Source organism: Mammaliicoccus sp. L-M44 (genome assembly GCF_022386355.1).
Classification (GTDB): domain Bacteria; phylum Bacillota; class Bacilli; order Staphylococcales; family Staphylococcaceae; genus Mammaliicoccus; species Mammaliicoccus sciuri_A.
On record NZ_JAJNIU010000003.1, the window covers coordinates 74,374 to 100,081 of the forward strand.

Sequence of the window (25,708 nt, forward strand, 5' to 3'; positions counted from 1 at the left end):
GTAATATCATTGTTAATGAGTCATTTGAAGATTAAGAGGTGTTTGGATTGTCGAATTTTTTAAAAAATAATAAAATAATGATTTTTCTAATTTCTATGGTTTTATTAATTGTAATTGTTGGTTATTCAGTGAGAGCACAATCTGCATCGCTTAGTGAACAATATGCGAGTGATACATCATCGTTTGGTGGAAGAATCGTATCTTATCCAGTTACTTTTGTTTCTGATTTCTTCTCTGGAATTTTCACTTCAGACGAAGACGTTGATAAACTAAAAGAAGAAGTAAAAAGTACAGATCAAATTAAAGCTGATAAAGCAAGATTAGAAAAAGAAAACAAAGCCTTAAAAAAAGAATTGGATATGAAGGATATTTCGCAATTCAATCCAATATCAGCTACTGTAATCGGTAGAAGTCCGGATCAATGGATGAATACAATCATTATTGATAAAGGGAAAAAGAGCGGCATGAAAGAAAATATGGCTGTCATTACGAGTGAAGGTCTAGTAGGTAGAATTAAAAAAGCAAACCAATTTTCTTCACAAGTTGAGTTAATATCTACAAGTGTTAAAACAAGTAAGCTTTCAGTAGATATACAGCAAGATGATGATAATATCTTTGGTATGATTAATCGATATGATGAAGATAAAGATTTACTAGTTATTAGTGATATCGATAATAAATACAGTATCAAAAAAGGCTCTAAAGTTGTAACGAATGGTTTAGGTGACCAACTTCCTAAAGGTATATTAGTAGGTAAAGTTGAGAAAGTAGAAAATGATGAATATGGATTATCTAAAGTCGCATATATTAAGACATCTACAAATATTAAAGATTTAAACCATGTATACGTTGCTAAACGTGATCCAGAAACGATACCTTCATCTGATGAAAGTGGTGAGGAATAATGAGATTTTACGTTATTCCTTTAATTGGTGTCTTATTATTTTACTTAGATTCATTATTAACACGTTTATCACCTTTAACTTTATTTAATGAGACATTTATAATCGTACCTCGATTAACATTTTTGTACTTACTCATAATTGCTGTATACAAAAATCCTAAAGTTGCTATTATTTTAGCAATCGTTACAGGTATTTTTACAGATATATATTATGGCGGTATTTACGGTGTCTATACATTTGGATATGCAATTTTTGTCATTATGATGGATAAATTATTTAAAGTATTTTATAGAGATATTTTGATGATGGTTATACTCTTAATATCTTCAGTTGTATTACTAGAAATATGGGTAATGGTTTTTTATGGATTTTTAGGCATTGCTTCTATCAATATAGGCAGTATTATTCTATTCAGATTAATTCCAACTGTCGTATTTAATTTGATATGTTTAATTATCATTTTCCCATTTGTATTAAAATTATTAGAAAGAAATACTAATTAATGAAAGATTATTGACATCAATAGCTGTAGGTGGTAATCTATTGAAGTTGAGTAGTTTTTAGCTACATACAACCGCTCGATCATAGGTCTTAAAGTACGTATGTCACCTATGAATGGCGTGACTTAAAAAATTAGGAGGTGCAAGTATGTTTGCTATAATTGAAACTGGCGGAAAGCAAGTTAAAGTAGAAGAAGGTCAAACAATTTGGGTTGAGAAATTAGACGTAAATGAAGGTGATTCATTCACATTTGACCAAGTATTATTTGTAGGTGGAGATTCAGTTAAAGTTGGATCACCTGTTGTTGAAGGTGCTTCAGTTACTGCTAAAGTTGAAAAACAAGGACGCGGTAAAAAAATCACTGTATTCAAATACAAAGCTAAGAAAAACTACAAACGTAAACAAGGTCATCGTCAACCTTACACTAAATTAACAATCGAAAAAATCAACGCATAATTTATGATTAATGTAGATGTTAGTTTGAATCAAGAAGGGCAAGTTACAGATATTGAAATGTCTGGACATGCTGATTCAGGTGAATACGGTAAAGACTTAGTCTGTGCCGGTGCTTCAGCAGTTGTCTTTGGTACAACAAATGCTATCATTGGATTAACTGATGAGTCGCCTGATATAGATTACAGTGACGACGGTGGATATTTTCATATACGTAGTGTAAACTTAGAAAATGAACAAGCGCAAATATTATTACAAGGCCTTATCGTTTCTTTGAAAACAATCGAAGAAGAATATGGGCAATATATTAAACTAAATTACAAGTGAGGTGTAACTCATGTTAAAATTAAACTTACAATTTTTCGCATCGAAAAAAGGGGTAGGTTCTACAAAGAACGGTCGTGACTCTGAATCAAAACGTTTAGGTGCTAAACGTGCTGACGGTCAATTCGTTACTGGTGGTTCTATTCTTTATCGTCAACGTGGAACTAAAGTTTTCGCTGGTGAAAACGTAGGTCGCGGTGGAGACGATACATTATTCGCTAAAATCGACGGCGTTGTTAAATTCGAACGTTTTGGTCGTGACAAAAAGAAAGTATCTGTATACGCAGCTGCTGAATAATCTTTATATTTAGATGAGGCTGGGACATGTATAATTGTCCCAGCCTCAATCATTATGTTGGCAGTTATTTATATAAGCATGAATATTGTGATTTATATATAAAGAAGGTATTCAGAAATGCAGTTTCTTTTTTTATTCATAATATTAAAATGTTATAATGAGTGTTATGAATAACGATAATAAAGGTGATGGAATGAATAATTTAGATGTGTATTTAAAGTCTAGACATGATTTTGTGAATCAGTTCCAATTGTTATATACATATAAACAGTTAGGAAAACATGAAGAGGTTGATTTATTAATTGATGAATTGTACAAAAATCTCAAGCAAGAACAGTTGTTTTTAAATGCACCGTGTAGAAAATTTGTTCATAATGTATTTGAATACAAACTATCTTTGTCAGGCTCTAAATGGACATTTGAAATTGACAACTCAAATATCGATTATTATCAAAAAAACTTAGAAAGAACAGATAATACTTTAACAAATATATTTAATGATTTGAAGTATGTTGTGATTAACGATATGGATGAAAAAAATATTCACATTAGTCTTACAGTAGAAGAAGAATTTGTCACAATGCTTGTTTGGTTAAGTGCGACTAATCAGGATCTTAATCAAATTGAACAATCATTTTCTAAATATAACGTTGAAGTTTTATCAGAAAGTCAAAATCATATAGAATTAGAATTTTTTATTAACATAAAAGAAATAGAGGTGTAAACATGTTTATAGATCAGGTCAAAATATCGTTAAAAGCCGGTGATGGCGGTAACGGTTTAGTAGCTTTTCGTCGTGAAAAGTATGTTCCATTTGGTGGACCAGCAGGTGGCGACGGTGGTAAAGGTGCGTCAGTCGTATTTGAGGTAGATGAAGGTTTACGTACTTTATTAGACTTTAGATTCCAACGAAAATTTAAAGCTGATAAAGGTGAAAATGGACAAAGTAGTAATATGCACGGTCGTGGAGCAGACGACTTAGTATTAAAAGTACCACCTGGTACAATTATTAAAAATGCTGAAAATGAAGAGATTTTAGCTGACCTTGTTGAACATGGTCAACGCGCTACAGTTGCTAAAGGTGGCCGTGGTGGAAGAGGTAACTCAAGATTTGCTTCAGCAAGTAATCCGGCACCAGATTTCTGTGAAAATGGTGAACCTGGTGAAGAACTTGAAGTCATGTTAGAACTTAAACTTATGGCAGATGTAGGTTTAGTTGGTTATCCAAGCGTTGGTAAATCAACATTATTATCTATCGTTTCCAAAGCAAAACCAAAAATCGGTGCTTATCACTTTACGACAATTAAACCTAATTTAGGTGTTGTCCAAACAAATGATGGTAGAGGATTTGTAATGGCGGATTTACCAGGATTAATAGAAGGAGCTTCTGAAGGTGTTGGTTTAGGCCATCAATTCTTAAGACATATTGAACGTACAAGAGTAATTGTTCATATAATTGATATGAGTGGTATGGAAGGCAGAGACCCATATGAAGATTATGTTACAATTAATCAAGAATTAAAATCATATAATGAAAATCTTTCTAGAAGACCACAAATTGTTGTTGCGAATAAAATGGATTTACCAGATTCAGAAACACAATTAGAAATGTTTAAAGAACAACTTCAAGAAGATGTTAATATTATTCCCATTAGTACAGTTACACGTCATAATGTAGATAAACTACTATATCAAATTGCTGATTTATTAGATGAAACTGAAGGAATGGACTTCGATTCAGTCGAGGAAGAAACTGGCGTACATCGTGTTGTCTATAAACACGAGAAATCACGAGATCATTTTGTTATTACAAGAGATGACGATGGTGCCTATGTTGTATCAGGTAATTCGATTGAAAGATTATTCAAAATGACGGACTTTAATCGTGATGCAGCAGTTAGAAGATTTGCAAGACAAATGCGTTCAATGGGTATTGATGATGCCTTAAGAGAACGCGGTGCTTCAAATGGTGATATTGTAAGAATTTTAGGTGGAGAATTTGAATTTGTCGAATAGGGCGTGTTCCAATTGAAAAAATCAAATGAATCAACAAAAAGGTTTTATTTAATCAGAGAAGATGTTTTGCCAGAGTCAGTGCAAAAGACAATCAAAGTTAAAAATGCATTATTAAAAAATAATAATTTAACGATTTATGATGCAGTTAAAGAATTTAATTTATCTAGAAGTGCTTTTTATAAATATAAAGATACAATATTTCCAATTGATAGATTAGAAGAACAGACCAAAAATTTAACGTTAATTTTATATGTACAAGATGAAGTGGGGATGCTCGCAACTGTCTTGAATAAAATTGCTGAAGTTAAAGGTTCTGTACTTACCATACATCAAAGTCTACCAATAAAGGATAGAGCAACGATTACAATTTCTCTTAATGCTGCAAATATTGAGTTATCATTAGAAGAGTTAATGGATGCAATTAAAGAAAGTCCATATGTTGATGAAGTAGAAATTATTGGAATGAGTATGTAAAGGAAGTTGTCTAAATGTATGCATATATAAAAGGAATCGTTACACAATTATATCCTTCTCATATTGTAGTTGAGGCAAATGGTATAGGTTATGAAATTCAAACACCTAACTCATATCGTTTTCAATCTCAATTAGATAAAGAAACGCAAGTATATACACAATTAATTGTGCGTGAAGATGCCCAATTATTATATGGATTTGTGAATCTTGAAGAAAAGGATATGTTTTTAAGCTTAATTAAAGTGACAGGTATTGGACCGAAGTCAGCTTTAGCAATTTTAGCGACAAGCACGCCTAATGAAGTAGCAATTGCTATAGAAAATGAAAATGAATCATATTTAACAAAGTTTCCAGGTATCGGTAAAAAAACAGCAAGACAAATTATTCTTGATTTAAAAGGGAAATTAATCATCACAGAAGAATCTGAGTTATTCCCAGAAAGTAAAGATGCCGGTAAAGATGTATTAGAAGAAGCATTGTTAGCTTTAGAAGCATTAGGTTACTCTAAACGAGAAATTACAAAAGTTAAGAAGAACCTAGAAAAAGAATCATTTGATTCAGTAGATGCTTGTGTTAAAAGAGGTTTAGCATTACTTATTCAGTAAATGAGGTGATTTTTTGGATGAGCGATTAATGGATGAACATGGGCACGAAGATGATATCCAAAGTGAACTTTCATTAAGACCAGATACTTTAAATCAATATATTGGTCAAAACAATATAAAATCAAACTTAGATATATTTATTAAAGCTGCTAAGTTAAGAGAAGAACCTTTAGATCATTGTTTACTTTACGGTCCACCTGGTCTAGGTAAGACAACTTTAGCGCATATTATATCTAATGAGATGAATGTTAATTTACGAACTGCAAGCGGACCTTCTATTGAAAGACCCGGTGATTTAGCAGCCATACTTTCTGCGCTACAACCTGGAGATGTACTTTTCATAGATGAGATACACCGATTAAGCAGAGTTGTTGAAGAAGTGTTATACCCTGCTATGGAAGATTTCTTTTTAGATATCGTTGTTGGGAAAGGTGAAGAAGCTAGAAGTATTAGAATCGATTTGCCACCATTTACGCTAGTAGGTGCTACAACGCGTGTAGGGAGTCTTTCAGCACCTTTGAGAGATCGTTTCGGTGTGCATCTTAGATTAGAATATTATGATGATAATAGTTTACAAGAAATTATAAAGCGTACTGCTGAAGTATTTGAAGTAGACATTGATCAAAATAGCACGGTTGAATTATCTAAACGAAGTAGAGGGACACCTCGTATAGCAAATCGTTTGTTACGTAGAGTGCGTGATTTTGCTCAAGTAGAAGGTGACGAAGCTATTTCTATGGATATTACAAAGCATGCTTTAGACTTGTTGCAAGTAGATGAAGAAGGACTTGACCATATAGATTATAAAATTATGCACTGTATCCTGAATAATTATAAAGGTGGTCCAGTTGGATTAGATGCAATAGCAGCTACGATAGGTGAAGAACGTATAACACTTGAAGACGTTTATGAACCTTATCTTATCCAAAAAGGATTTATAGAAAGAACGCCAAGAGGTCGTCGTGCAACTGCATTAAGTTACGATCACTTCGACATTAAAAAGGATTAGGAAAGAGGCAAAGTTTGTGAATATTGAAGATTTCGATTTTGATTTACCTGAATCATTAATTGCACAAACACCACTGTTAGATAGAGAAAGCAGTAGGTTATTAAAATGTAATAAAGCAACAGGTGAATTGGAAGATTTAACGTTTAAAGAAGTTGTCAATCAACTTTCACCAGGTGACTGTTTAGTATTAAATGATACGAAAGTGATGCCAGCAAGATTGTTTGGTATCAAAGAAGAAACTGGTGCAAAAGTAGAAATGCTGATGTTAACGCAACAAGAAGATAACGAATGGGAAGTATTAATTAAACCAGCTAAACGTATTAGAGTTGGTCAATCTGTTTCATTTGGAGAAGGTAAAATCATTGCGACTTGTGTCAAAGAACTTGAACAAGGTGGACGCATTATGAAACTTTCATACGAAGGTATCTTACAAGAAAGATTAGATGAACTTGGTGAAATGCCTTTACCTCCATATATTAAAGAACGATTGGATGACCAAGATAGATATCAAACAGTTTATGCTAAAGCAGTTGGATCTGCAGCTGCGCCTACAGCAGGTTTACACTTCACTGAACATTTATTACAAGAAATTGCTGATAAAGGTGTACACATTGCTTTTATTACATTACACGTTGGTTTAGGTACATTTAGACCAGTCAGTGTAGATAATATAGATGATCATGAAATGCATTCAGAATATTACCAAATGACTGCTGAAACAGCTGATTTATTAAACCGTGTAAAAGCAAGTGGTCATAAAATAATATCTGTAGGTACAACGTCTACAAGAACACTAGAAACAATTCGTTCCAAAAATGACCAATTTGTTGAAGCAAGTGGTTGGACAGATATATTTATTTATCCGGGATATGAATTTAAAGCGATAGATGGATTGATTACTAATTTCCATTTACCAAAATCAACACTTATTATGTTGGTATCTGCATTATCAACTAGAGAACATATTTTAAATGCATATAAACATGCAGTTGAAGAAAAGTATAGATTCTTTAGTTTTGGCGATGCGATGATTTTAATATAGAAAAGGAGTAACAATATGCCTGCAGTAACATATGAGCACATTAAGACTTGTAAGCAATCAGGTGCAAGACTCGGGATTGTGCATACACCTCATGGTTCATTTGAGACGCCAATGTTCATGCCTGTTGGAACTAAAGCAACCGTTAAGACAATGAGCCCTGAAGAGCTTAAACAAATGGAAGCAAAAATTATACTTAGTAATACCTATCATTTGTGGTTACAACCTGGAAGTGATATCATTTCTAAAGTGGGTGGATTACATAAGTTTATGAATTGGGATGGACCTATACTTACCGATTCTGGTGGTTTTCAAGTATTCAGCTTAAGTGATATGAGAAAAATCGAAGAAGAAGGTGTACATTTTAGACATCATTTAAATGGTTCTAAATTGTTCTTAAGTCCTGAAAAAGCGATGCATATTCAAAATGATCTTGGTTCAGATATTATGATGGCGTTTGATGAATGTCCTCCAATGCCATCTGAATATGAATATGTAAAAAATTCAATTGAGAGAACATCAAGATGGGCGGAAAGATGTCTAGAAGCTCATCGTCGCCCTGAAGATCAAGCTTTATTTGGTATTATCCAAGGTGGAGAATATAAGGATCTTAGAGAGCAAAGTGCTAAAGACCTCGTTTCACTTGATTTTCCTGGCTATGCTATTGGTGGTTTGTCTGTTGGTGAACCTAAACCTGTCATGTACAGAATGGTTGAACATACAACACCATTAATGCCATTTAATAAACCAAGATATTTAATGGGAGTTGGTTCTCCAGACGCATTAATCGAATGTTCTATTAGGGGCATCGATATGTTTGATTGCGTATTACCTACACGTATAGCTAGAAATGGTACATGTATGACATCTCAAGGTAGAGTCGTTATAAAAAATGCTAAATATCAGCAAGATTTATCACCACTTGATCCAGAGTGTGATTGTTATACATGTAGAAACTATACTAAAGCATATTTGCGTCATCTGATTAAAGCAGATGAAACATTTGGAATTCGTCTTACTACATATCATAATTTGTATTTCTTATTAAAACTTATGGAGAACATTCGCCAAGCAATAAGAGAAGATCGATTACTTGATTTCAAAGATGAATTTTTCGAGCAGTATGGACTAAATGTAGATAACCCCAAAAACTTTTAAAGGAGATTGAATATGGAAGTATTAGTACAATTATTACCTATTATTTTAATTTTTGCGCTTGTTTGGTTCTTAATGATCAGACCACAACAAAAGCGTGCTAAAGAACATCGTGAATTATTAAACCGTTTAGAAGTTGGTCAAAAAGTAACTTCAATCGGCGGTATCAAAGGTACAGTTAGAGCAGTTGATGAGTCTATCGTTGTTGTTTCTGTAAACGATAAAGGACACGAAATTACATTTGAAAAACCAGCTATCAAACAAGTAGACCCTTCATAAAATAGTTTGCTTTTTTAGGAAATTGGTTTATTATTATGTATCATATTTGATGTTAAAAGACATGGTTATCCATGTCTTTTTTTCATTCATGAATGTTATGGCTATTCAACTATAGTTGATGTATGCTATAACATATATAGTGAATTAAATATATGTAAGAGGTGTTATCGTGAAAAAGCGGAGTAGAATTATAGCCTTTTTACTTCTTGCAGTGTTGGTTTTTAGTTTAATAGGATCAACAACAAAAGATATAACAAAGAATGTAAATTTAGGTCTAGACTTACAAGGTGGTTTTGAAGTATTATATCAAGTTAATCCTTTAGACAAAGGTGATAAGATTGATAATGATGCGGTTAAATCTACTGCAAAGACTTTAGAGTCACGTGTAAACGTATTGGGTGTTTCTGAGCCGAAAATTCAAGTTGAGGAAGGTAATCGTATTCGAGTTCAATTAGCTGGTATTAAAGACCAGAATGAAGCTCGAGAAGTGCTTTCTACACAAGCGAATTTAACAATCAGAGATGCAAAGGATAGAGTTTTACTATCTGGTAAAGATTTAGTTCAAGGTGGCGCTAAGCAAGGCTTTAAAGACAATACAAACGAAGTAGCCGTTACACTTAAGCTTAAAGATGCCAAAAAGTTCAAAGAAGTAACTGAAAAAGTTTCTAAAATGAATCCTAACTTAATGGTCATTTGGATGGACTATGAAAAAGGGGACAGTTACGAGAAAGAAGCTAAGAAAGAACAAGAAGGTAAAGAGCCGAAATATATTTCTGCAGCAACTGTAAGCCAACCAATCAACTCAGAAAATGTTGAAATCTCTGGTGGATTCAATGGTGAACAAGGTGTTAAAGAAGCAAAACAAATAGCAGATTTATTAAATTCAGGTTCACTACCTGTTAAATTAGATGAAGTGTATTCTACATCAGTAGGTGCGCAATTCGGTAAAGATGCATTAGATGAAACAGTACTTGCTTCTACAATAGGTGTAGGTATTATATTCTTATTCATGTTGATTTATTACCGATTACCTGGTGTTGTAGCTGTTATTACATTAAGTGCTTATGTTTACTTAACATTATTAGCATTTAACTTTATTTCAGGGGTATTAACATTGCCTGGACTTGCAGCCTTAGTTTTAGGTGTAGGTATGGCCGTTGATGCTAACATCATCATGTACGAACGGATAAAAGATGAATTGCGGATCGGAAGGACTTTACAACAAGCCTTCAAAAAAGGTTCAGGTTCTTCATTTATTACGATATTAGATGCTAACTTAACAACAATTTTAGCAGCGCTCGTATTATTTGTATTTGGTGAAAGTTCAGTAAAAGGTTTCGCAACAATGTTATTACTTGCGATTCTAATGAGTTTCGTAACGTCAGTATTCTTCACAAGAATATTATTAGGTTTATTAGTAAACTCAAATTACTTCAAGAAAAAATACAATTGGTTTGGTGTTTCTAAGAAAGATAGACATGATATTAGTGAAAGATTAGATGTTCATGATTTAAGAACAGTCTATGACAAAATTAATTTCGTAAAACTTGCTAAACCATTATTAACATTTAGTATTATTACAATTATCGTTGGTGCCATTATCGTATCGATATTCAGATTGAATTTAGGTATTGATTTCACAAGTGGTACACGTGTTGACTTACAATCTGATCAAGCTATCAAGACTGAACAAGTTTCTAAACAGTTTAAAGATATGGGATTAGATCCGTCACAAGTTACAACAAGTGGAACTGGAAACAAAATGGCAACTGTACAATTTAAAGATGCATTAAACAAATCTGAAATACAAAAAGTTAAATCTGACTTTGGTAAATCATTGGGTCATGATCCAAACGTAAGTACGGTTTCACCAGTTGTTGGTCAAGAGTTAGCTGGAAACGCATTAAAAGCAATGCTTTATGCAGCATTAGGAATTGTTTTATACGTATCCTTTAGATTTGAGTGGAGAATGGGTACTACCGCTGTACTTGCGTTATTACATGACGTATTTATGATTGTAGCAGTATTCAGTTTATTCAGACTCGAAGTGGATATTACATTCATTGCAGCAGTTCTAACGATAATTGGTTATTCAATTAATGACACAATCGTTACATTTGACCGCGTAAGGGAAAATTTACGTAAAGTGAAAGTGATAACGAAACCAGAAACAATTGATATGATCATTAACTCATCTATTAGACAAACGATGACAAGATCAATCAATACCGTATTAACAGTTGTTATAGTAGTTGTCGCATTATTAATACTTGGTTCATCAAGTATCTTCAACTTCTCATTAGCACTATTAATCGGTTTATTATCCGGTGTGTTCTCATCAGTATTCGTCGCAGTACCTTTATGGGGTATCTTGAAAAAACGACAACTTAAAAAATCAGAAAATGGTAAATTAGTTGTATATACTGAGAAGAAATCTAACGATGAAAAAATATTAGTTTAATAAATCGCGTACCTGTCCTTATTAAAAGGGCAGGTACTTTTTTTGTTTTATTGTAAATGATAAAGATTTAGCTTAGCGGCATAGTAACAAAAGTCGGGGGAAGTGTAACTAAGGCAGCCCATAGTAACAAAAGTCGGGGGAAGTGTAACTAAGGCAGCCCATAGTAACAAAAAGTCGGAGGAAGTGTAACTAAGGCGGCCCATAGTAACAAAAGTCTGGAGAATTGTAACTAAGGAGTGCCATAGTAACAAAAGTCGGAGGAATTGTAACTAAGGAGGGCCATAGTAACAAAAGTCGTTGGAATTGTAAGTAAGGGGGCCTATAGTAACAAAAGTCCATAGAATTGTAACTATGGAACCCTATAATTACAAAATCCTGTCAAATTGTAACTAACAGCTGCCTTTTTATTCATACATACTCTTTAATTATGTTTTATTTGTTTAGTAGAGAAAGTATGATATTTCATGTATAATGTTTTGAGTAGAAATGAGGAGATTTGATATGACTAAAGCTTGTTATCAATGGAAAAAATCAGAGCTCAATCAAAATATTGATCCGCAAATCATAAAAAAATATAAAATTTCGCCACTTTTAGAAAAAACTTTAATTTCAAAAGCCTATACGTCTGAAGAACAAATTGAAAGTTTATTATCTAATGAAGTGTTATTCCACGATCCTATGTCATTAAGCGATATGGAAAAGGCAACTTCGAGAATACATAAAGCTATTGAAAATGATGAAAGAATATTAGTATATGGTGATTATGATGCAGATGGTGTTACATCTACAACGATTCTCGTCAAGACTTTAGAATCAATGGGCGCTATAGTAGGTTGGTATATTCCGAATAGATTTACTGAAGGATATGGACCGAGTGAGGCGGCGTTTAGAAATGCACATGATGAAGGTGTTTCTCTTATCATTACAGTGGATAATGGTATTCAAGGTCATCACGAAATTGATATTGCCAATGAACTTGGTATTGATGTGATTGTGACAGACCATCATGAATTTGGCGAAACAAAGCCTAATGCATATGCGATTGTTCACCCTATGCATCCTGATTTTAATTATCCGTTTAAATATTTAGCTGGTGTAGGTGTTTCATATAAACTTTCTAAAGCACTTAAAGCAGATATACCAGATGCGTTCTTAGGTTTAGTTGCTATCGGTACGATTGCCGACTTAGTGAGCTTAACGGATGAAAATAGATATATGGTTAAACAAGGGTTGCGTATATTAAATGAACAACCTTTACCAGGGATAAAAAGTTTATTATCCGTAGCTGATTTTACGGATGAAGTGAGTGAACAAACAGTTGGATTTATTATTGGACCTCGACTGAACGCAGTTGGTAGATTGGATGATGCTCGATTAGCTGGAGAATTGCTTATGAGCGATGATGACGATGAAGCGATGTTCTTAGCTGAGGAAGTCGACCAATTTAATACAGAACGTAAAGCAATTGTTGAAAATATTACGAATGAAGCTATGGAGCTAGCTGAAATTGAAATGCAACAAAATGCCCAATTTCTAATACTTGCAAAAGAAGATTGGAATGAAGGTGTATTAGGTATTGTGGCTTCAAGAATAGTCGAGAAGTATCATTTACCGACAATTGTATTAAATGTTGATATTGAGCAAAACCACGCTAAAGGTTCAGCAAGAAGCATTGAACAAGTTTCAATGTTTGAATTTCTAACAAACCATAGTGACTTGATTCGTAAATTTGGTGGTCACCATATGGCGGCTGGTATGACATTAGATATTGACGCGATTGAACCATTGAAGAAAGCTTTGAATGAAGATATGCACAACATAACAGAAGGTAAAAAATTATTACCACAGTTAATCGTTGATGCAGAAATAGAAACTTCAGATATTACGGTTGATAACATATTTGATTTAGAAAGATTAAGACCTTTTGGTACAGATTTATTAGCACCACTATTTTCAATTAGTAATGTTCCGGTTAAATCTGTTAAAGGTATCGGTCAAGGTAATAAACACCTTAAATTAACATTAACAGACAAAAATATTGCAGCTTTACATTGGAATGCTGGACATCTCATTCATGATATTTCTAATGACACGACAATCAATGTTGCAGGTAGTTTAAATGTTAATGAATGGAATGGACATCAATCACCACAAATTATTCTTAAAGATTTAGCGTTGAGTAATGACCATGCTATTTTTGATTATAGAAGTAAAAATAAACATGACTTGTTAAAAATTGATCAAGAAAATGCATTGTTTGTCATTAACCCATCATCAGAGAAAATAAATGAGCAATATATACATTATGGTGATGCGTATCCAAATGAAGTCGAAACGTGTGTGTTGAGAGATTTACCACAAGATTTAGAATCATTCAAACAAACTTTATCTAATATTACAGCCGAAAAATATTATTTAGTATTTAAAGGGCAAACAAATTCATACTTTGAGGGTATTCCTAGTGATGAAAAATTCAAGCAAGCTTATAAAGCTTTATATATGAATCAATCAACAAATATTCAAAATGATGGTATGAAATTATGTGAAGCATTAAAAATTAAACCTGATCAATTGAAATTCATTTTAAATTGCTTTTATGAGTTAAACTTTATTACAATGAATCGTGGTATAATTGAAATAAATAAAGATGCGGGAAAAAATGACATTCAAAACGCACCGTTATATCAAGCAAGAAAACAACAAATAGAAATAGAAAAGACATTGTTGTACAATGATAGCCAATCATTAATTAAGTGGATGCATTCATTGTTAAGTGATGTTGAGGAGGAAGTATAATGGATTTAAAACAATACGTTTCGGAAGTACAAGATTGGCCAAAACAAGGTGTTAACTTTAAAGATATTACGACAATTATGGATAATGGTGAAGCATACAAGTATGCCACTGACCAAATCGTACAATATGCTCAAGACAAACAAGTTGATGTTGTAGTAGGACCAGAAGCAAGAGGGTTTATTATTGGTTGTCCTGTGTCATATGCAATGGGTATTGGCTTTGCACCAGTACGTAAAGAAGGGAAATTACCACGTGAAGTAATTCGTTATGAATATGACCTTGAATATGGATCAAATGTGTTAACGATGCACAAAGATGCAATCAAACCAGGTCAACGTGTATTGATTACAGATGATTTATTAGCAACAGGTGGTACAATTGAAGCGGCAATTCACTTAGTAGAATCATTAGGTGGAATCGTAGTGGGTATCGCATTTTTAATTGAACTTAAATATTTAAACGGCATTGAAAAATTAAAAGGTTACGATGTTGTTTCGTTAATTTCATACGATGAATAAAATAGTCACTTTGTGGCTATTTTATTTTTAATTATTATAATTAACGGTGGCATATTACTATTGAAAATTGCTATAATAGTAATATTCAAGAGAATTTTATTTGATGAGGTGGTGTCCCTATGAATAAAGAATATCCATACAGTGCTGATGATGTTTTATATAAAGCTAAAAGTTACTTATCTGAAGACGCATATCGTTTAGTAGAAAAGAGTTATGATTTGGCTTTTAAAGCACATCAAGGACAAATTAGAAAAAATAATTTGCCATATATCATGCATCCTATTCAGGTAGCGGGTATTTTAACCGAAATGAAATTGGATGGTCCAACTATAGTTGCTGGATTCCTTCATGATGTAATTGAGGATACACCTTATACGTATGATGATTTGGTAGAAATGTTTAATGAAGAAGTAGCCATAATTGTAGATGGTGTTACAAAATTAAAAAAAGTTAAATATAAATCTAAAGAAACGCAACAAGCTGAAAATCATAGAAAATTATTTATAGCAATTGCCAAAGATGTCCGAGTTATATTAGTTAAATTAGCAGATAGATTACATAATGTTCGTACTTTAAAAGCGATGCCTAAAGAAAAACAAAAACGTATTGCTAAAGAAACGTTAGAAATCTATGCACCACTTGCGCATAGATTAGGTATCAATACAATTAAGTGGGAACTTGAAGACATCTCATTAAGATATATTGATAGTGTTCAATATTTTAGAATTGTTAATTTGATGAAAAAGAAAAGAAGCGAACGAGAAACGTATATCGCAAATGCTATTAAAGATATAGAGTCTGAAATGGAAGTTATGAATATTTCTGGCGATATAAGCGGTAGACCTAAACATATCTATAGTATTTATAGAAAAATGGTCAAACAGAAAAAGCAATTCGAACAAATTTTCGACTTACTTGCAATAAGAGTAATCGTCCCGTCAATCAAAGATTGTTATGCTGTGCTAGGTCTTGTCCATACATTATGGAAACCAATGCCTGGTCGATTTAAAGACTATATTGCTATGCCTAAACAGAATATGTATCAATCGTTGCATACTACAGTCGTTGGTCCAAATGGAGATCCGTTAGAGATACAGATCAGAACATTTGAAATGCATGAAATTGCAGAACATGGGGTTGCTGCACACTGGGCATATAAAGAAGGCAAAAATTTAAGCAATAAATCAGAAGAATATTTACAAAAAATGAGTTGGCTACAAGAAATAGCTGAAACTGACAATACTTCACCTGATGCAGAAGAATTTATGGAATCATTAAAATATGACCTTCAAAGTGATAAAGTGTATGTCTTTACACCTGAAAGTGATGTAGTTGAATTACCATATGGCGCAGTTCCAATTGATTTTGCTTACGCTGTTCACAGTGAAGTAGGTAATAAAATGATAGGTGCGAAAGTTAATGGCAAAATCGTTCCTATTGATTATAAGTTATCTACTGGTGATATTGTCGAGATTAGAACGAGTAAACATTCATATGGGCCAAGTCGAGACTGGTTAAAAATCGTTCGATCTTCAAGTGCGAAAAGTAAAATCCGCAGTTTTTTCAAGAAACAAGACCGCTCTGCCAATATTGAAAAAGGTAAATTCATGATTGAAGCGGAAATTAAAGAGCATGGCTACAATGTAGATGAAGTATTAAATGCTGAAAACATTAAACTTGTTAACGAAAAATATAATTTTTCAAATGAAGATGATTTATATGCTGCAGTTGGTTTTGGTGGTATAACTGCCTTACAAGCTGTTAACAGACTTACAGAAAAGCTTAGACTTGAACGTAAGAAACAATCGCTTAACCAAGTGCAAGAAGTCAATAAATCCATTCCTATTAAACAAGATATTAGAACAGATACTGGTGTCTATGTCGAAGGTTTAGATAACATGCTTATTAAACTTTCTAAATGTTGTAATCCAATACCTGGTGATGAAATCATTGGCTATATTACAAAAGGTCATGGCGTTAAAGTTCATCGTAAAGATTGCCCGAACATCGTTAACGAAAACGAACGATTAATCGATGTTGAATGGGTTAAAAATACAAATGAACAAAAAAATTATCAAGTAGACTTAGAAATTACGGGTTACGACAGAAATGGATTATTAAACGAAGTACTTCAAGTTGTGAATGCAATAAAAGTACAATTAGTAAAAGTTTCAGGTAAAGCTGATATAGATAAAAATGCTGTTATTAACATTAGCGTAATGGTTAAAAATGTGAATGACGTATATAGAATTGTTGATCGAATTAAACAATTAGGCGATATTTATACAGTAAGTCGTGTATGGAATTAAGAGGTGAAATTTTTTGAAAGTTGTTCTACAAAAAGTAAGCCAAGCTAAAGTGACATCTGAAAATACTCAAAATGAAATTAAACAAGGATTCTTATTATTAGTCGGTGTTGGACAAGAATCTACTTACGCAGATGCAGATGTTATCGCTAAGAAAATAGCAAAGACAAGAATTTTTGAAGATCAAGAAGGTAAAATGAATTTAGATATACACCAAGTCGGTGGTGAAATCTTGTCGATATCACAATTTACAATATATGCTTCAGTAAAAAAGGGGAATAGACCTGGATTTACGAATGCTAAAAGCCCAGATGAAGCATTGAAGATATATGAATATTTTAATGAACAGTTAGCTTCTTATAATATTAACGTGAAAACAGGAGAGTTTGGCGCACATATGGATGTGTCATTAATTAATGATGGACCAATTACGATTATATTCGAAAGTAAGGATGGTAACATTCAATGAACCGAATTAATTTATGGTTTAAAAAGAGGAGAATAAAGCCTGTTCCTGTCATCAGTGTTGCCATTTTACTGATTGTTTTGTTAATCATTATTATTTATTTATTGATTCCTAAAGAGGACGAACCTAAAACATTATCTATGAAAGAAGATGGTGAGTTAAGAACTGGACCTGCCGCTTATTATCCAATTATCTTTGATGTAAAAAAGGGAGATAATTTTGATATAACAGATAGAGAAGGAAAATGGTTCGAAGTTAAAAATGATCAAAATGAAAAAGGCTGGATTGCTGGTTGGCATACAAATCTTGATATTAAAGAAGATGTTAATCCAGTATTAAAACCATTAAAAGGAAAAGTGATTATTTTAGATCCTGGTCATGGTGGAAGTGACCAAGGAGCATCGAGTTCAAAACATAAAGATGTAACTGAAAAAGTCATTACATTAAAAACTGCAAAAGAACTTAAAGAAATGCTTGAAGCTGAAGGCGCTAAAGTAAAAATGACGAGAACAAAAGATGAATATGTTAAATTAAAAGATAGACAAGGTGATGGAGATGTCTTTATTAGTATCCATAATGATGCATTAGATTCATCAGCACCACATGGTTTAACAGTTTATTACCATCATGATTCTCAAAAAGAATTTGCAGATACGTTACAAACTTCAATCAATCAAAAATCTATACTATCTGATAGAGGTGTACGAAACGAAAACTTCCAAGTGATTCGTCAAACTAAAATGCCTGCCGTATTGCTAGAGTTAGGTTATATTAGTAATCCTACAGATGAAGATTTAATTGTTGATAGAAAATATAGACACATTGTAGAAACAGGTATTGTTGACGGTTTGAAAGTTTACTTTTCAAATTAGATATTGACTACTACAGATTATGGGTTTAATATTAATATAAATTATGAAATAGATTATATACCGTTTATTCTTGAATAGTATACCGTTATAGTAGGAAACAGAGAGTATAACATTTGCTGAAAGTTATATGAATACTGCGTATACTTTTGAACACAAGAAGAGGGAATCTTACGAAAATAAGATCGGTTAACATCCGTTATAATGTTGTTAAGTGAGTATTTAATGAATCATTAAATACTAATTAGGGTGGCAACACGGATAATTCGTCCCTTGTATGTATATGCATACAAGGGACTTTTTATATTTTAAAGGAGGAAATATTATGATTAATATACCACGCGGTACACAAGATTTATTACCAAAAGATACTTATAAATGGCAACACATTGAGAACAAATTACATGAGTTAATGAAAATATATAATTATAAAGAAATTAGAACACCAATATTTGAAAGTACTGAACTTTTTAGTAGAGGTGTTGGTGATTCAACAGATGTTGTACAAAAAGAAATGTACACATTTAAAGATAAGGGTGATAGAAGCATTACATTAAGACCTGAAGGCACAGCAGGTGTTGTTAGAAGTTACATCGAAAACAAAATGCAAGGTGAACCGAATCAACCTGTTAAGCTTTATTACAATGGTCCAATGTTCCGATATGAAAGAAAACAAAAAGGGCGTTATCGTCAATTTGTTCAATTCGGTGTAGAAGCGATAGGATCAGAAAATCCTGCAATTGATGTTGAAATCATTTCAATGCTCGTACACATTTACAAATCTTTCGGATTAAAAGACTTAAAACTAGTCATCAATAGTATTGGTGATGCAGAATCAAGAGCTGATTACACGAAGGCATTACAAGCGCACTTTGAACCAGTAATTGATACTTTCTGTAGCGATTGTCAAAGTCGATTACACACAAATCCAATGCGTATATTGGATTGTAAAGTAGACCGTGATAAAGAAGCAGTTAAAAATGCACCTAAAATTACGGAATATTTAAATGATTATTCTAAACAATATTTCGAAGAGGTAAAAAGTTTATTAGACGAACTAGGTATCGAATATGAAATAGATACGAATTTAGTGCGTGGTTTAGATTATTATACACACACAGCATTCGAAGTAATGAGTAACGCTGAAGGATTTGGTGCTATTACAACTTTATGTGGTGGCGGTAGATATAACGGCTTACTAGAATTACTTGATGGTCCTAAAGAAACAGGTATAGGTTTTGCATTAAGTATTGAACGTTTGTTACTAGCGCTTGAAGCTGAAGGTATTGAAATCGAAGAAGAAGATACTATCGACTTATTTATTGCGACAATGGGTGAAGAAGCGGATAGATTGTCAGTTCAATTAATCAATCAATTAAGAATGGCTGGTATTAGTTGTGATAAAGACTATTTACAACGTAAATTAAAAGGTCAAATGAAACAAGCCGATAGATTAAATGCGAGATACACGATTGTATTAGGTGAAAATGAATTAGAAAAACAAGAAGTGGAAGTTAAGAATATGGAAACTGGTGACAAGACACTTGTTTCATTATCAGAATTAGAGAATTATTTAAAGGTGGAATCATAATGGAAAAAAGAACAACATATGCTGGTAAAATAACTGAAGAATATATTGGTCAAACCGTTACTTTAAATGGTTGGGTACAAAAAAGACGTGACTTAGGTGGTTTAATATTTGTTGATTTACGTGACCGCGAAGGCGTTGTACAAATTGTCTTTAACCCAGACTTCTCTCAAGAAGCTTTAAGTGTTGCTGAGAAAATCCGTTCTGAATATGTCATTCAAGTTAAAGGTTTAGTAACAAAAAGAGATGAAAAATCAATTAATGACAAAATCAAGACTGGTAAAGTAGAAGTACAAGTTTCTGAAATTACAATCTTAAATGAATCTGAAACACCACCATTTTCTATTACAGATATGAATGATATTGATGAAAATGTAAGATTAAAATATCGTTATATTGACTTAAGAAGAGAAAGTTTAGCTCAAACATTCAAAATGAGACATCAAATTACACGTGCAGTAAGAAATTACTTAGATGAAGGTGAGTTTTACGAAGTAGAAACACCTGTACTAACTAAATCTACGCCAGAAGGTGCGAGAGACTATTTAGTACCATCTCGTGTACATGATGGAGAGTTCTATGCTTTACCTCAATCTCCACAAATATTTAAACAATTATTAATGATTGGTGGATTTGATAAATACTATCAAATCGTTAAATGTTTTAGAGACGAAGATTTAAGAGCGGATAGACAACCTGAATTTACGCAAATCGATATCGAGATGAGCTTTGTAGATCAAGAAGACGTTATCAAAATGAACGAAGGTCTTATGAAACGTATCATGAAAGATGTAAAAGGTATTGATATTACAACACCATTCCCACGTATGACATACGCTGAAGCAATGGAAAGATACGGAATTGACAAGCCAGATACAAGATTTGGTATGGAACTGATTAACTTATCAGAACTTGCTTCAAAAATGGACTTTAAAGTGTTTAAATCTGCAGTTGAAAATGGTGGAGAAGTTAAAGCAATCGTTGTTGAAGATGGTGCAGCCGACTACTCTAGAAAAGATATCGACCAATTACAATCATTTGCAAGTATTTATGGTGCTAAAGGTTTAGCTTGGGTTAAAGTAACAGAAGAAGGCTTAAACGGTCCAATTAGCAAATTCTTTGATGAAGACATTACAGCTGAATTATTAAACCAAACTGAAGCTAAAGCAGGAGACTTAGTATTATTTGTAGCAGACAAAAAAGATGTCGTAGCAGCAAGTTTAGCGCAGTTAAGAAATAAACTTGGTAAAGATCGTGGTTTAATTGATCCAAACAAATATAATTTCTTATGGGTAACAGATTGGCCATTATTTGAATACGATGAAGAATCAGAACGTTATGTTGCAGCGCACCATCCATTTACTGCACCTAAAAAAGAGCATGAAGAAATGCTTGAAACTGATCCAACAAATGTTGAAGCGAATGCATACGATATCGTTTTAAATGGTTTTGAATTAGGTGGAGGATCTATTAGAATTCATAAATCAGAACTACAAGAAAAAATGTTTAAAGCGCTTGGCTTCACTGAAGAGCAAGCACAAGAACAATTTGGATTCTTAATTGAAGCGTTCAAATATGGTGCACCACCACATGGCGGAATTGCTTTAGGTTTAGATAGATTAGTTATGTTATTGTCAGGAAGAACAAACTTAAGAGATACAATCGCATTCCCTAAAACAGCAAGTGCTTCTTGTCTATTAACGGATGCACCAAGTGAAGTGTCTAAAAGTCAGTTACATGAATTACATTTGCAACTTGATTTAGATGAAAAATAATTAAAAGTATAAATACTTGTTATTTAGAAGAATTATGATAAAATAAATTTATAAGGTAGTCATCTGAAGTGTTCGTAATAAGCTTTTTATATTTTGACCTAACACTTTTGATCAAGGGAGCCTAATTGGTTTTCTTAATAGCGCATACGCCTCGTAAGGAGGACATGCAAAATAAGAAACAGGGCACCCACCTGTATATAGCAGGCCAAAATGATCTAGCATTTAATATTACGGCACAATTGGATTCTATCGGTACGCAAGACTTTATGTCTTGCGTATTTTTGTGTAAAGGAGTAAATAATGATGAAGCATCAATTTTCAAGAAATGAATTAGCGATTGGTAAAGAAGGCTTAGATTTATTAAAAAGTAAAACTGTAGTTGTCCTTGGCGTAGGCGGTGTAGGTTCATTTGCTGCTGAAGCACTCGCGAGAACTAATATTGGTCATATCATATTAATAGATAAAGATGATGTAGATATCACAAATGTAAATAGACAATTACATGCATTAACAACAACAATTGGTCAATCTAAAGTAGATTTAATGGAAGAGCGTATTAAATTAATTAATCCAGATTGTAAAGTCACTTCATTGCATATGTTCTATACTGAAGAAACTTACGAAGCTTTATTTAATGAATACGACATTGATTACTTTGTAGATGCTAGTGATACAATTATGTATAAAGTTCACCTTATGAAAGAGTGTTTGGAAAGAGGTATTAACGTTATTTCAAGTATGGGTGCTGCAAACAAAACAGACCCTACTAAATTTGAAATAGCTGATATTTCTAAAACACATACAGATCCTATGGCGAAAATTATACGTCTAAAATTAAGAAAAATGGGCATTCATAAAGGTATTAATGTTGTATTTAGTGATGAAAGTCCTATTATGATAAGAGAAGATGTAAAAGAAGTTGTAGGCGATAAAAACGCGAAAGTTAGAAAGGCGCAAATGCCACCATCATCAAATGCTTTTGTACCAAGTGTTGTTGGTTTAATTTGTGCGAGCTATGTTGTGAATGATATTTTGAAAGATATCCCAGTAAAAAGAATCAAAGATAAATAAAAAGCAGCTTTGATAATAAAAATGAGACTGGATACGTCCAGCCTCATTTTTTTAAGTTGCGATATATTTCTGCTAATTTTTGTTCAGATTTAGATGTGAGTTTAGGTTGATAATATTGTTTGCCTTTTAAAGTATCAGGTAAATATTGTTGTTGTACATATCCATTTTCATAGTTATGAGGGTATTTATAACCAATTGCATTGCCTAATTCTTTTGCACCTTGATAGTGTCCATCTTTCAAATGTTTCGGAACTAACCCAGCTTTACCTTTTCTGATGTCTGATAGAGCTTCATCAATAGATACAATAGCTGAATTAGATTTAGGTGATAAGCATAGCTCGATGACCGCTTGACTTAATGGTATACGTGCTTCTGGAAAGCCGAGGCGTTCACTCGCTTCAATAGCTGATAATGTTCTAGCTGCAGCACCCGGAGAAGCTAAACCGATATCTTCATAGCTAATCACAAGAAGGCGTCTAGCAATAGTTGGTAAATCTCCCGCTTCAATTAATCTAGCTAAATAATGAAGCGCTGCGTCGACATCACTACCTCTAATGGATTTTTGGAATGCACTCATAACATCATAATGTTGATCGCCATCTTTATCGTGTTGGAAAGCATTCTTTTGAATACAAACTTTCGCATCTTCAATAGTGACATGACGTTTATCATCTTGAACATCAGCACTGAGTACAGCGAGTTCTAGCCCATTTAATGCACTTCTCACATCACCGTAACTTGCTTTTGCGAAATATTCTAAAGCGCCTTTGTCTACAATAGGAGTGTATGATGCTAAGCCATTTTCTTCATCTTCAATCGCTCTTTTTAAAGCAATTATGATATCATCTTCATTAAGAGGGTAAAGTTCAAAGATTTGCGTTCTACTTCGTATAGCTGGATTGATAGCATGGTATGGGTTTGACGTCGTTGCACCAATAAGTACAATTTTGCCTGATTCTAAATGAGGTAATAAGAAATCTTGTTTTGCTTTATCTAAGCGATGAATTTCGTCTAGTAAAAGTATAACTTGTCCAGACATTTTAGCTTCTTCAACGACAAGTTGCATATCTTTTTTAGTGTTAGTGACGGCATTAAGTTGTCTAAATTTATATTGAGTACTTCCGGCAATAGCTTGGGCGATACTCGTTTTTCCAATTCCCGGAGGTCCATAAAAAATCATAGAAGTTAACTTTTTAGTGTTAACCATTCTTCTAATAATGGCTTTTGGACCTACTAAATGTTCTTGGCTTATCACATCGTCGATTGTTTGAGGACGCATTCTATAAGCTAATGGTTCGTTTTTCATTTGGAATCAACCTTTCTAATTACTCAAAGTGTACAAAAAATGATAAAATGAATTAATAATATTTTTTTAGAAAATAAGAGGTGTAGTACATGAAGATTTCTACTAAAGGACGATATGGCTTAACACTTATGATATCGTTGACTAAGCGTTATGGTCAAGGATGTACATCTTTAAAGTCAATCGCTGAAGAAAACAATTTAAGTGATTTATATTTAGAACAATTAGTCGGACCGCTACGTAATGCTGGTCTTATTAAAAGTGTAAGAGGTGCCAAAGGGGGCTATCAATTACAAAAAGCACCATCAGAAATTACAGCTGGTGATGTGATTAGATTGTTAGAAGGGCCAATTACACCTGTTGAAGGTATAGAAGACGAGCCACCTGCACAACAACAATTGTGGATTCGTATTAGAGACGCTGTAAAAGAAGTTCTAGATAATACAACACTAGAATACTTAGCAAATTATACAAATGAAGATGAACTAGAAGGCTATATGTTCTATATCTAGTTTACAAATTAAATAGGATAGCAATCTTCAAGACGAATATTGAAGATTGCTATCTTATTTTTTATTTCTTAACTGTATGGATTTTATGCCTAACTGCAAAAAATATTTCGTTATTTTAACAGTTAAGCATGAATATGTGTTAAGTAGTGTAATATTCTCCTTTAAGATTACTTTCATATTAAGATAGTTGTACACTACAACAAAGGGGAGAGTATATGAAAAATTTAAAACGATACATATTAAGTGTAGTAGCAGTTTTATTATTAAGTTTCATTACATTACCGTTTGAAGTTAACGCAAAGACAGATGGTCCATCATCTAGAGTTATATTACCGAAAAATGATCGTACACAAATTACGAATACAACGTCTGCACATTATCAATCGATTGCATTCGCTGATATCGGAGGTACATCAATTGCATCAGGTGTAGTTGTCGGTAAAAATACCGTTCTTACAAATAAACACGTTGTAGATGCAACTAATGGTGATGCTTCTGTACTAAAATTCTCACCAGCAGCAAATGGCGATGGAAATTTCCCAGCAGGAACATTTACAGCAACTGATTATAAAGTAGCGCCAGGCGGTGAAGATTTGGCAGTTGTTACAGTCGGTAAAAATAGTGAAGGTCAATCTATTGGTGACGCTGTTCAAGCAGCGACAATCGCAGATACATCTTCAGTTAAAAAAGGTGATAACATCACAGTAACAGGTTATCCAGGAGATAAACCTATCGCGACATTATGGGAAAGTAAAGGTAATGTGTTATCTGCTTCAGGTAGTGATGTATCTTACGACTTAAGTACTTATGGTGGTAATTCAGGTTCACCAATCTTTAATGCAAATAACCAAGTTATTGGTTTACATTATGGTGGCGTACCAGATAGCCATAATAGTGGCGTGCTCTTTAACAGCAACGTTCAACAATTTATACAAAGTAATTTAAAATAAAAAAATGATCATAAAGTGATGAATCATCACTTTAT

The 25,708-nt window shown here is 33.0% G+C and carries 25 protein-coding genes, 1 other RNA gene and 1 other annotated feature; of the genes, 25 read left to right on the forward strand and 1 reads right to left on the reverse strand.

Features of this window, described 5'->3' with window-relative positions; all coding sequences use genetic code 11:
- Positions 1-47 precede the first annotated feature (47 nt).
- The 23 genes from mreC (at position 48) to LQ611_RS02475 (ending at position 22,908) form a co-directional block, all read left to right on the forward strand.
- Entirely contained in the window at positions 48-905 is an 858-nt protein-coding gene (gene mreC, locus LQ611_RS02365; RefSeq protein ID WP_239709320.1) for a rod shape-determining protein MreC, read from the forward strand.
- Complete coding sequence (mreD, locus tag LQ611_RS02370; RefSeq protein WP_025904269.1) at positions 905-1,408, forward strand: rod shape-determining protein MreD; 504 nt, start codon at positions 905-907, stop codon at positions 1,406-1,408. Before mreC ends, mreD begins: the two co-directional genes overlap by 1 nt.
- 59 nt (positions 1,409-1,467) lie before the next feature.
- Positions 1,468-1,541 (forward strand) — a sequence feature (ribosomal protein L21 leader region).
- Positions 1,542-1,553: 12 nt separating this feature from the next.
- Positions 1,554-1,862 carry a 50S ribosomal protein L21 gene (rplU, locus tag LQ611_RS02375; protein ID WP_016911517.1) on the forward strand — a complete coding sequence of 103 codons (309 nt, stop codon included), beginning with the start codon at positions 1,554-1,556 and terminating at the stop codon, positions 1,860-1,862.
- Positions 1,863-1,865: 3 nt separating this feature from the next.
- On the forward strand, positions 1,866-2,186 hold the full coding sequence (locus tag LQ611_RS02380) for a ribosomal-processing cysteine protease Prp (protein WP_037588433.1): 321 nt from the start codon (positions 1,866-1,868) through the stop codon (positions 2,184-2,186).
- Positions 2,187-2,196: 10 nt separating this feature from the next.
- On the forward strand, positions 2,197-2,481 hold the full coding sequence (rpmA, locus tag LQ611_RS02385; protein WP_025904267.1) for a 50S ribosomal protein L27: 285 nt from the start codon (positions 2,197-2,199) through the stop codon (positions 2,479-2,481).
- A 193-nt stretch (positions 2,482-2,674) separates the two neighbouring features.
- A complete protein-coding gene (locus LQ611_RS02390; protein WP_025904266.1) occupies positions 2,675-3,205 on the forward strand; it encodes a Spo0B domain-containing protein in 531 nt (176 codons plus the stop codon).
- A gap of 2 nt (positions 3,206-3,207) precedes the next feature.
- Complete coding sequence (gene obgE, locus LQ611_RS02395; RefSeq protein WP_025904265.1) at positions 3,208-4,497, forward strand: GTPase ObgE; 1,290 nt, start codon at positions 3,208-3,210, stop codon at positions 4,495-4,497.
- A gap of 12 nt (positions 4,498-4,509) precedes the next feature.
- The gene (locus LQ611_RS02400; RefSeq protein ID WP_025904264.1) at positions 4,510-4,971 is read left to right on the forward strand and encodes an ACT domain-containing protein; all 462 of its coding nucleotides are present in this window, start codon (positions 4,510-4,512) and stop codon (positions 4,969-4,971) included.
- A 14-nt stretch (positions 4,972-4,985) separates the two neighbouring features.
- Positions 4,986-5,576 (forward strand): Holliday junction branch migration protein RuvA, encoded by a 591-nt coding sequence (ruvA, locus tag LQ611_RS02405; RefSeq protein WP_239709321.1) that lies wholly within the window; start codon positions 4,986-4,988, stop codon positions 5,574-5,576.
- A gap of 28 nt (positions 5,577-5,604) precedes the next feature.
- Entirely contained in the window at positions 5,605-6,585 is a 981-nt protein-coding gene (ruvB, locus tag LQ611_RS02410) for a Holliday junction branch migration DNA helicase RuvB (protein ID WP_373364821.1), read from the forward strand.
- Positions 6,586-6,601: 16 nt separating this feature from the next.
- Positions 6,602-7,627 carry a tRNA preQ1(34) S-adenosylmethionine ribosyltransferase-isomerase QueA gene (gene queA / locus LQ611_RS02415; RefSeq protein WP_025904261.1) on the forward strand — a complete coding sequence of 342 codons (1,026 nt, stop codon included), beginning with the start codon at positions 6,602-6,604 and terminating at the stop codon, positions 7,625-7,627.
- Between the two features lie 15 nt (positions 7,628-7,642).
- Positions 7,643-8,782 (forward strand): tRNA guanosine(34) transglycosylase Tgt, encoded by a 1,140-nt coding sequence (gene tgt / locus LQ611_RS02420; protein WP_025904260.1) that lies wholly within the window; start codon positions 7,643-7,645, stop codon positions 8,780-8,782.
- Positions 8,783-8,794: 12 nt separating this feature from the next.
- The gene (gene yajC / locus LQ611_RS02425) at positions 8,795-9,058 is read left to right on the forward strand and encodes a preprotein translocase subunit YajC (RefSeq protein WP_025904259.1); all 264 of its coding nucleotides are present in this window, start codon (positions 8,795-8,797) and stop codon (positions 9,056-9,058) included.
- A 169-nt stretch (positions 9,059-9,227) separates the two neighbouring features.
- A complete protein-coding gene (gene secDF, locus LQ611_RS02430; RefSeq protein WP_107596613.1) occupies positions 9,228-11,519 on the forward strand; it encodes a protein translocase subunit SecDF in 2,292 nt (763 codons plus the stop codon).
- 501 nt (positions 11,520-12,020) lie between these two features.
- Positions 12,021-14,315, forward strand: coding sequence for a single-stranded-DNA-specific exonuclease RecJ (recJ, locus tag LQ611_RS02435; RefSeq protein ID WP_025904257.1), 2,295 nt, complete (start codon positions 12,021-12,023; stop codon positions 14,313-14,315).
- Positions 14,315-14,833 carry an adenine phosphoribosyltransferase gene (locus tag LQ611_RS02440; protein WP_025904256.1) on the forward strand — a complete coding sequence of 173 codons (519 nt, stop codon included), beginning with the start codon at positions 14,315-14,317 and terminating at the stop codon, positions 14,831-14,833. Before recJ ends, LQ611_RS02440 begins: the two co-directional genes overlap by 1 nt.
- A gap of 119 nt (positions 14,834-14,952) precedes the next feature.
- A complete protein-coding gene (locus tag LQ611_RS02445; RefSeq protein WP_025904255.1) occupies positions 14,953-17,142 on the forward strand; it encodes a RelA/SpoT family protein in 2,190 nt (729 codons plus the stop codon).
- 13 nt (positions 17,143-17,155) lie between these two features.
- On the forward strand, positions 17,156-17,608 hold the full coding sequence (gene dtd / locus LQ611_RS02450; RefSeq protein ID WP_025904254.1) for a D-aminoacyl-tRNA deacylase: 453 nt from the start codon (positions 17,156-17,158) through the stop codon (positions 17,606-17,608).
- Complete coding sequence (locus LQ611_RS02455; protein WP_025904253.1) at positions 17,605-18,477, forward strand: N-acetylmuramoyl-L-alanine amidase family protein; 873 nt, start codon at positions 17,605-17,607, stop codon at positions 18,475-18,477. The genes dtd and LQ611_RS02455 overlap by 4 nt, the downstream gene beginning before the upstream one ends.
- Positions 18,478-18,799: 322 nt before the next feature.
- On the forward strand, positions 18,800-20,065 hold the full coding sequence (gene hisS, locus LQ611_RS02460; protein WP_025904252.1) for a histidine--tRNA ligase: 1,266 nt from the start codon (positions 18,800-18,802) through the stop codon (positions 20,063-20,065).
- A complete protein-coding gene (gene aspS / locus LQ611_RS02465) occupies positions 20,065-21,837 on the forward strand; it encodes an aspartate--tRNA ligase (protein ID WP_025904251.1) in 1,773 nt (590 codons plus the stop codon). The genes hisS and aspS overlap by 1 nt, the downstream gene beginning before the upstream one ends.
- Before the next feature lie 57 nt (positions 21,838-21,894).
- A non-coding RNA gene (gene ssrS / locus LQ611_RS02470) (6S RNA) lies at positions 21,895-22,087 on the forward strand.
- Between the two features lie 53 nt (positions 22,088-22,140).
- A complete protein-coding gene (locus LQ611_RS02475) occupies positions 22,141-22,908 on the forward strand; it encodes a tRNA threonylcarbamoyladenosine dehydratase (RefSeq protein ID WP_025904250.1) in 768 nt (255 codons plus the stop codon).
- Positions 22,909-22,951: 43 nt separating this feature from the next.
- Here LQ611_RS02475 and LQ611_RS02480 read toward each other — a convergent pair whose 3' ends face one another.
- Entirely contained in the window at positions 22,952-24,214 is a 1,263-nt protein-coding gene (locus LQ611_RS02480) for a replication-associated recombination protein A (RefSeq protein WP_025904249.1), read from the reverse strand.
- A gap of 89 nt (positions 24,215-24,303) precedes the next feature.
- Between LQ611_RS02480 and cymR the strand changes: the two genes are divergently transcribed.
- Both cymR and LQ611_RS02490 read left to right on the forward strand, forming a co-directional pair.
- Complete coding sequence (cymR, locus tag LQ611_RS02485; RefSeq protein ID WP_025904248.1) at positions 24,304-24,723, forward strand: cysteine metabolism transcriptional regulator CymR; 420 nt, start codon at positions 24,304-24,306, stop codon at positions 24,721-24,723.
- Between the two features lie 215 nt (positions 24,724-24,938).
- Positions 24,939-25,673 (forward strand): trypsin-like serine peptidase, encoded by a 735-nt coding sequence (locus LQ611_RS02490; protein ID WP_107565631.1) that lies wholly within the window; start codon positions 24,939-24,941, stop codon positions 25,671-25,673.
- Positions 25,674-25,708 lie beyond the last annotated feature (35 nt).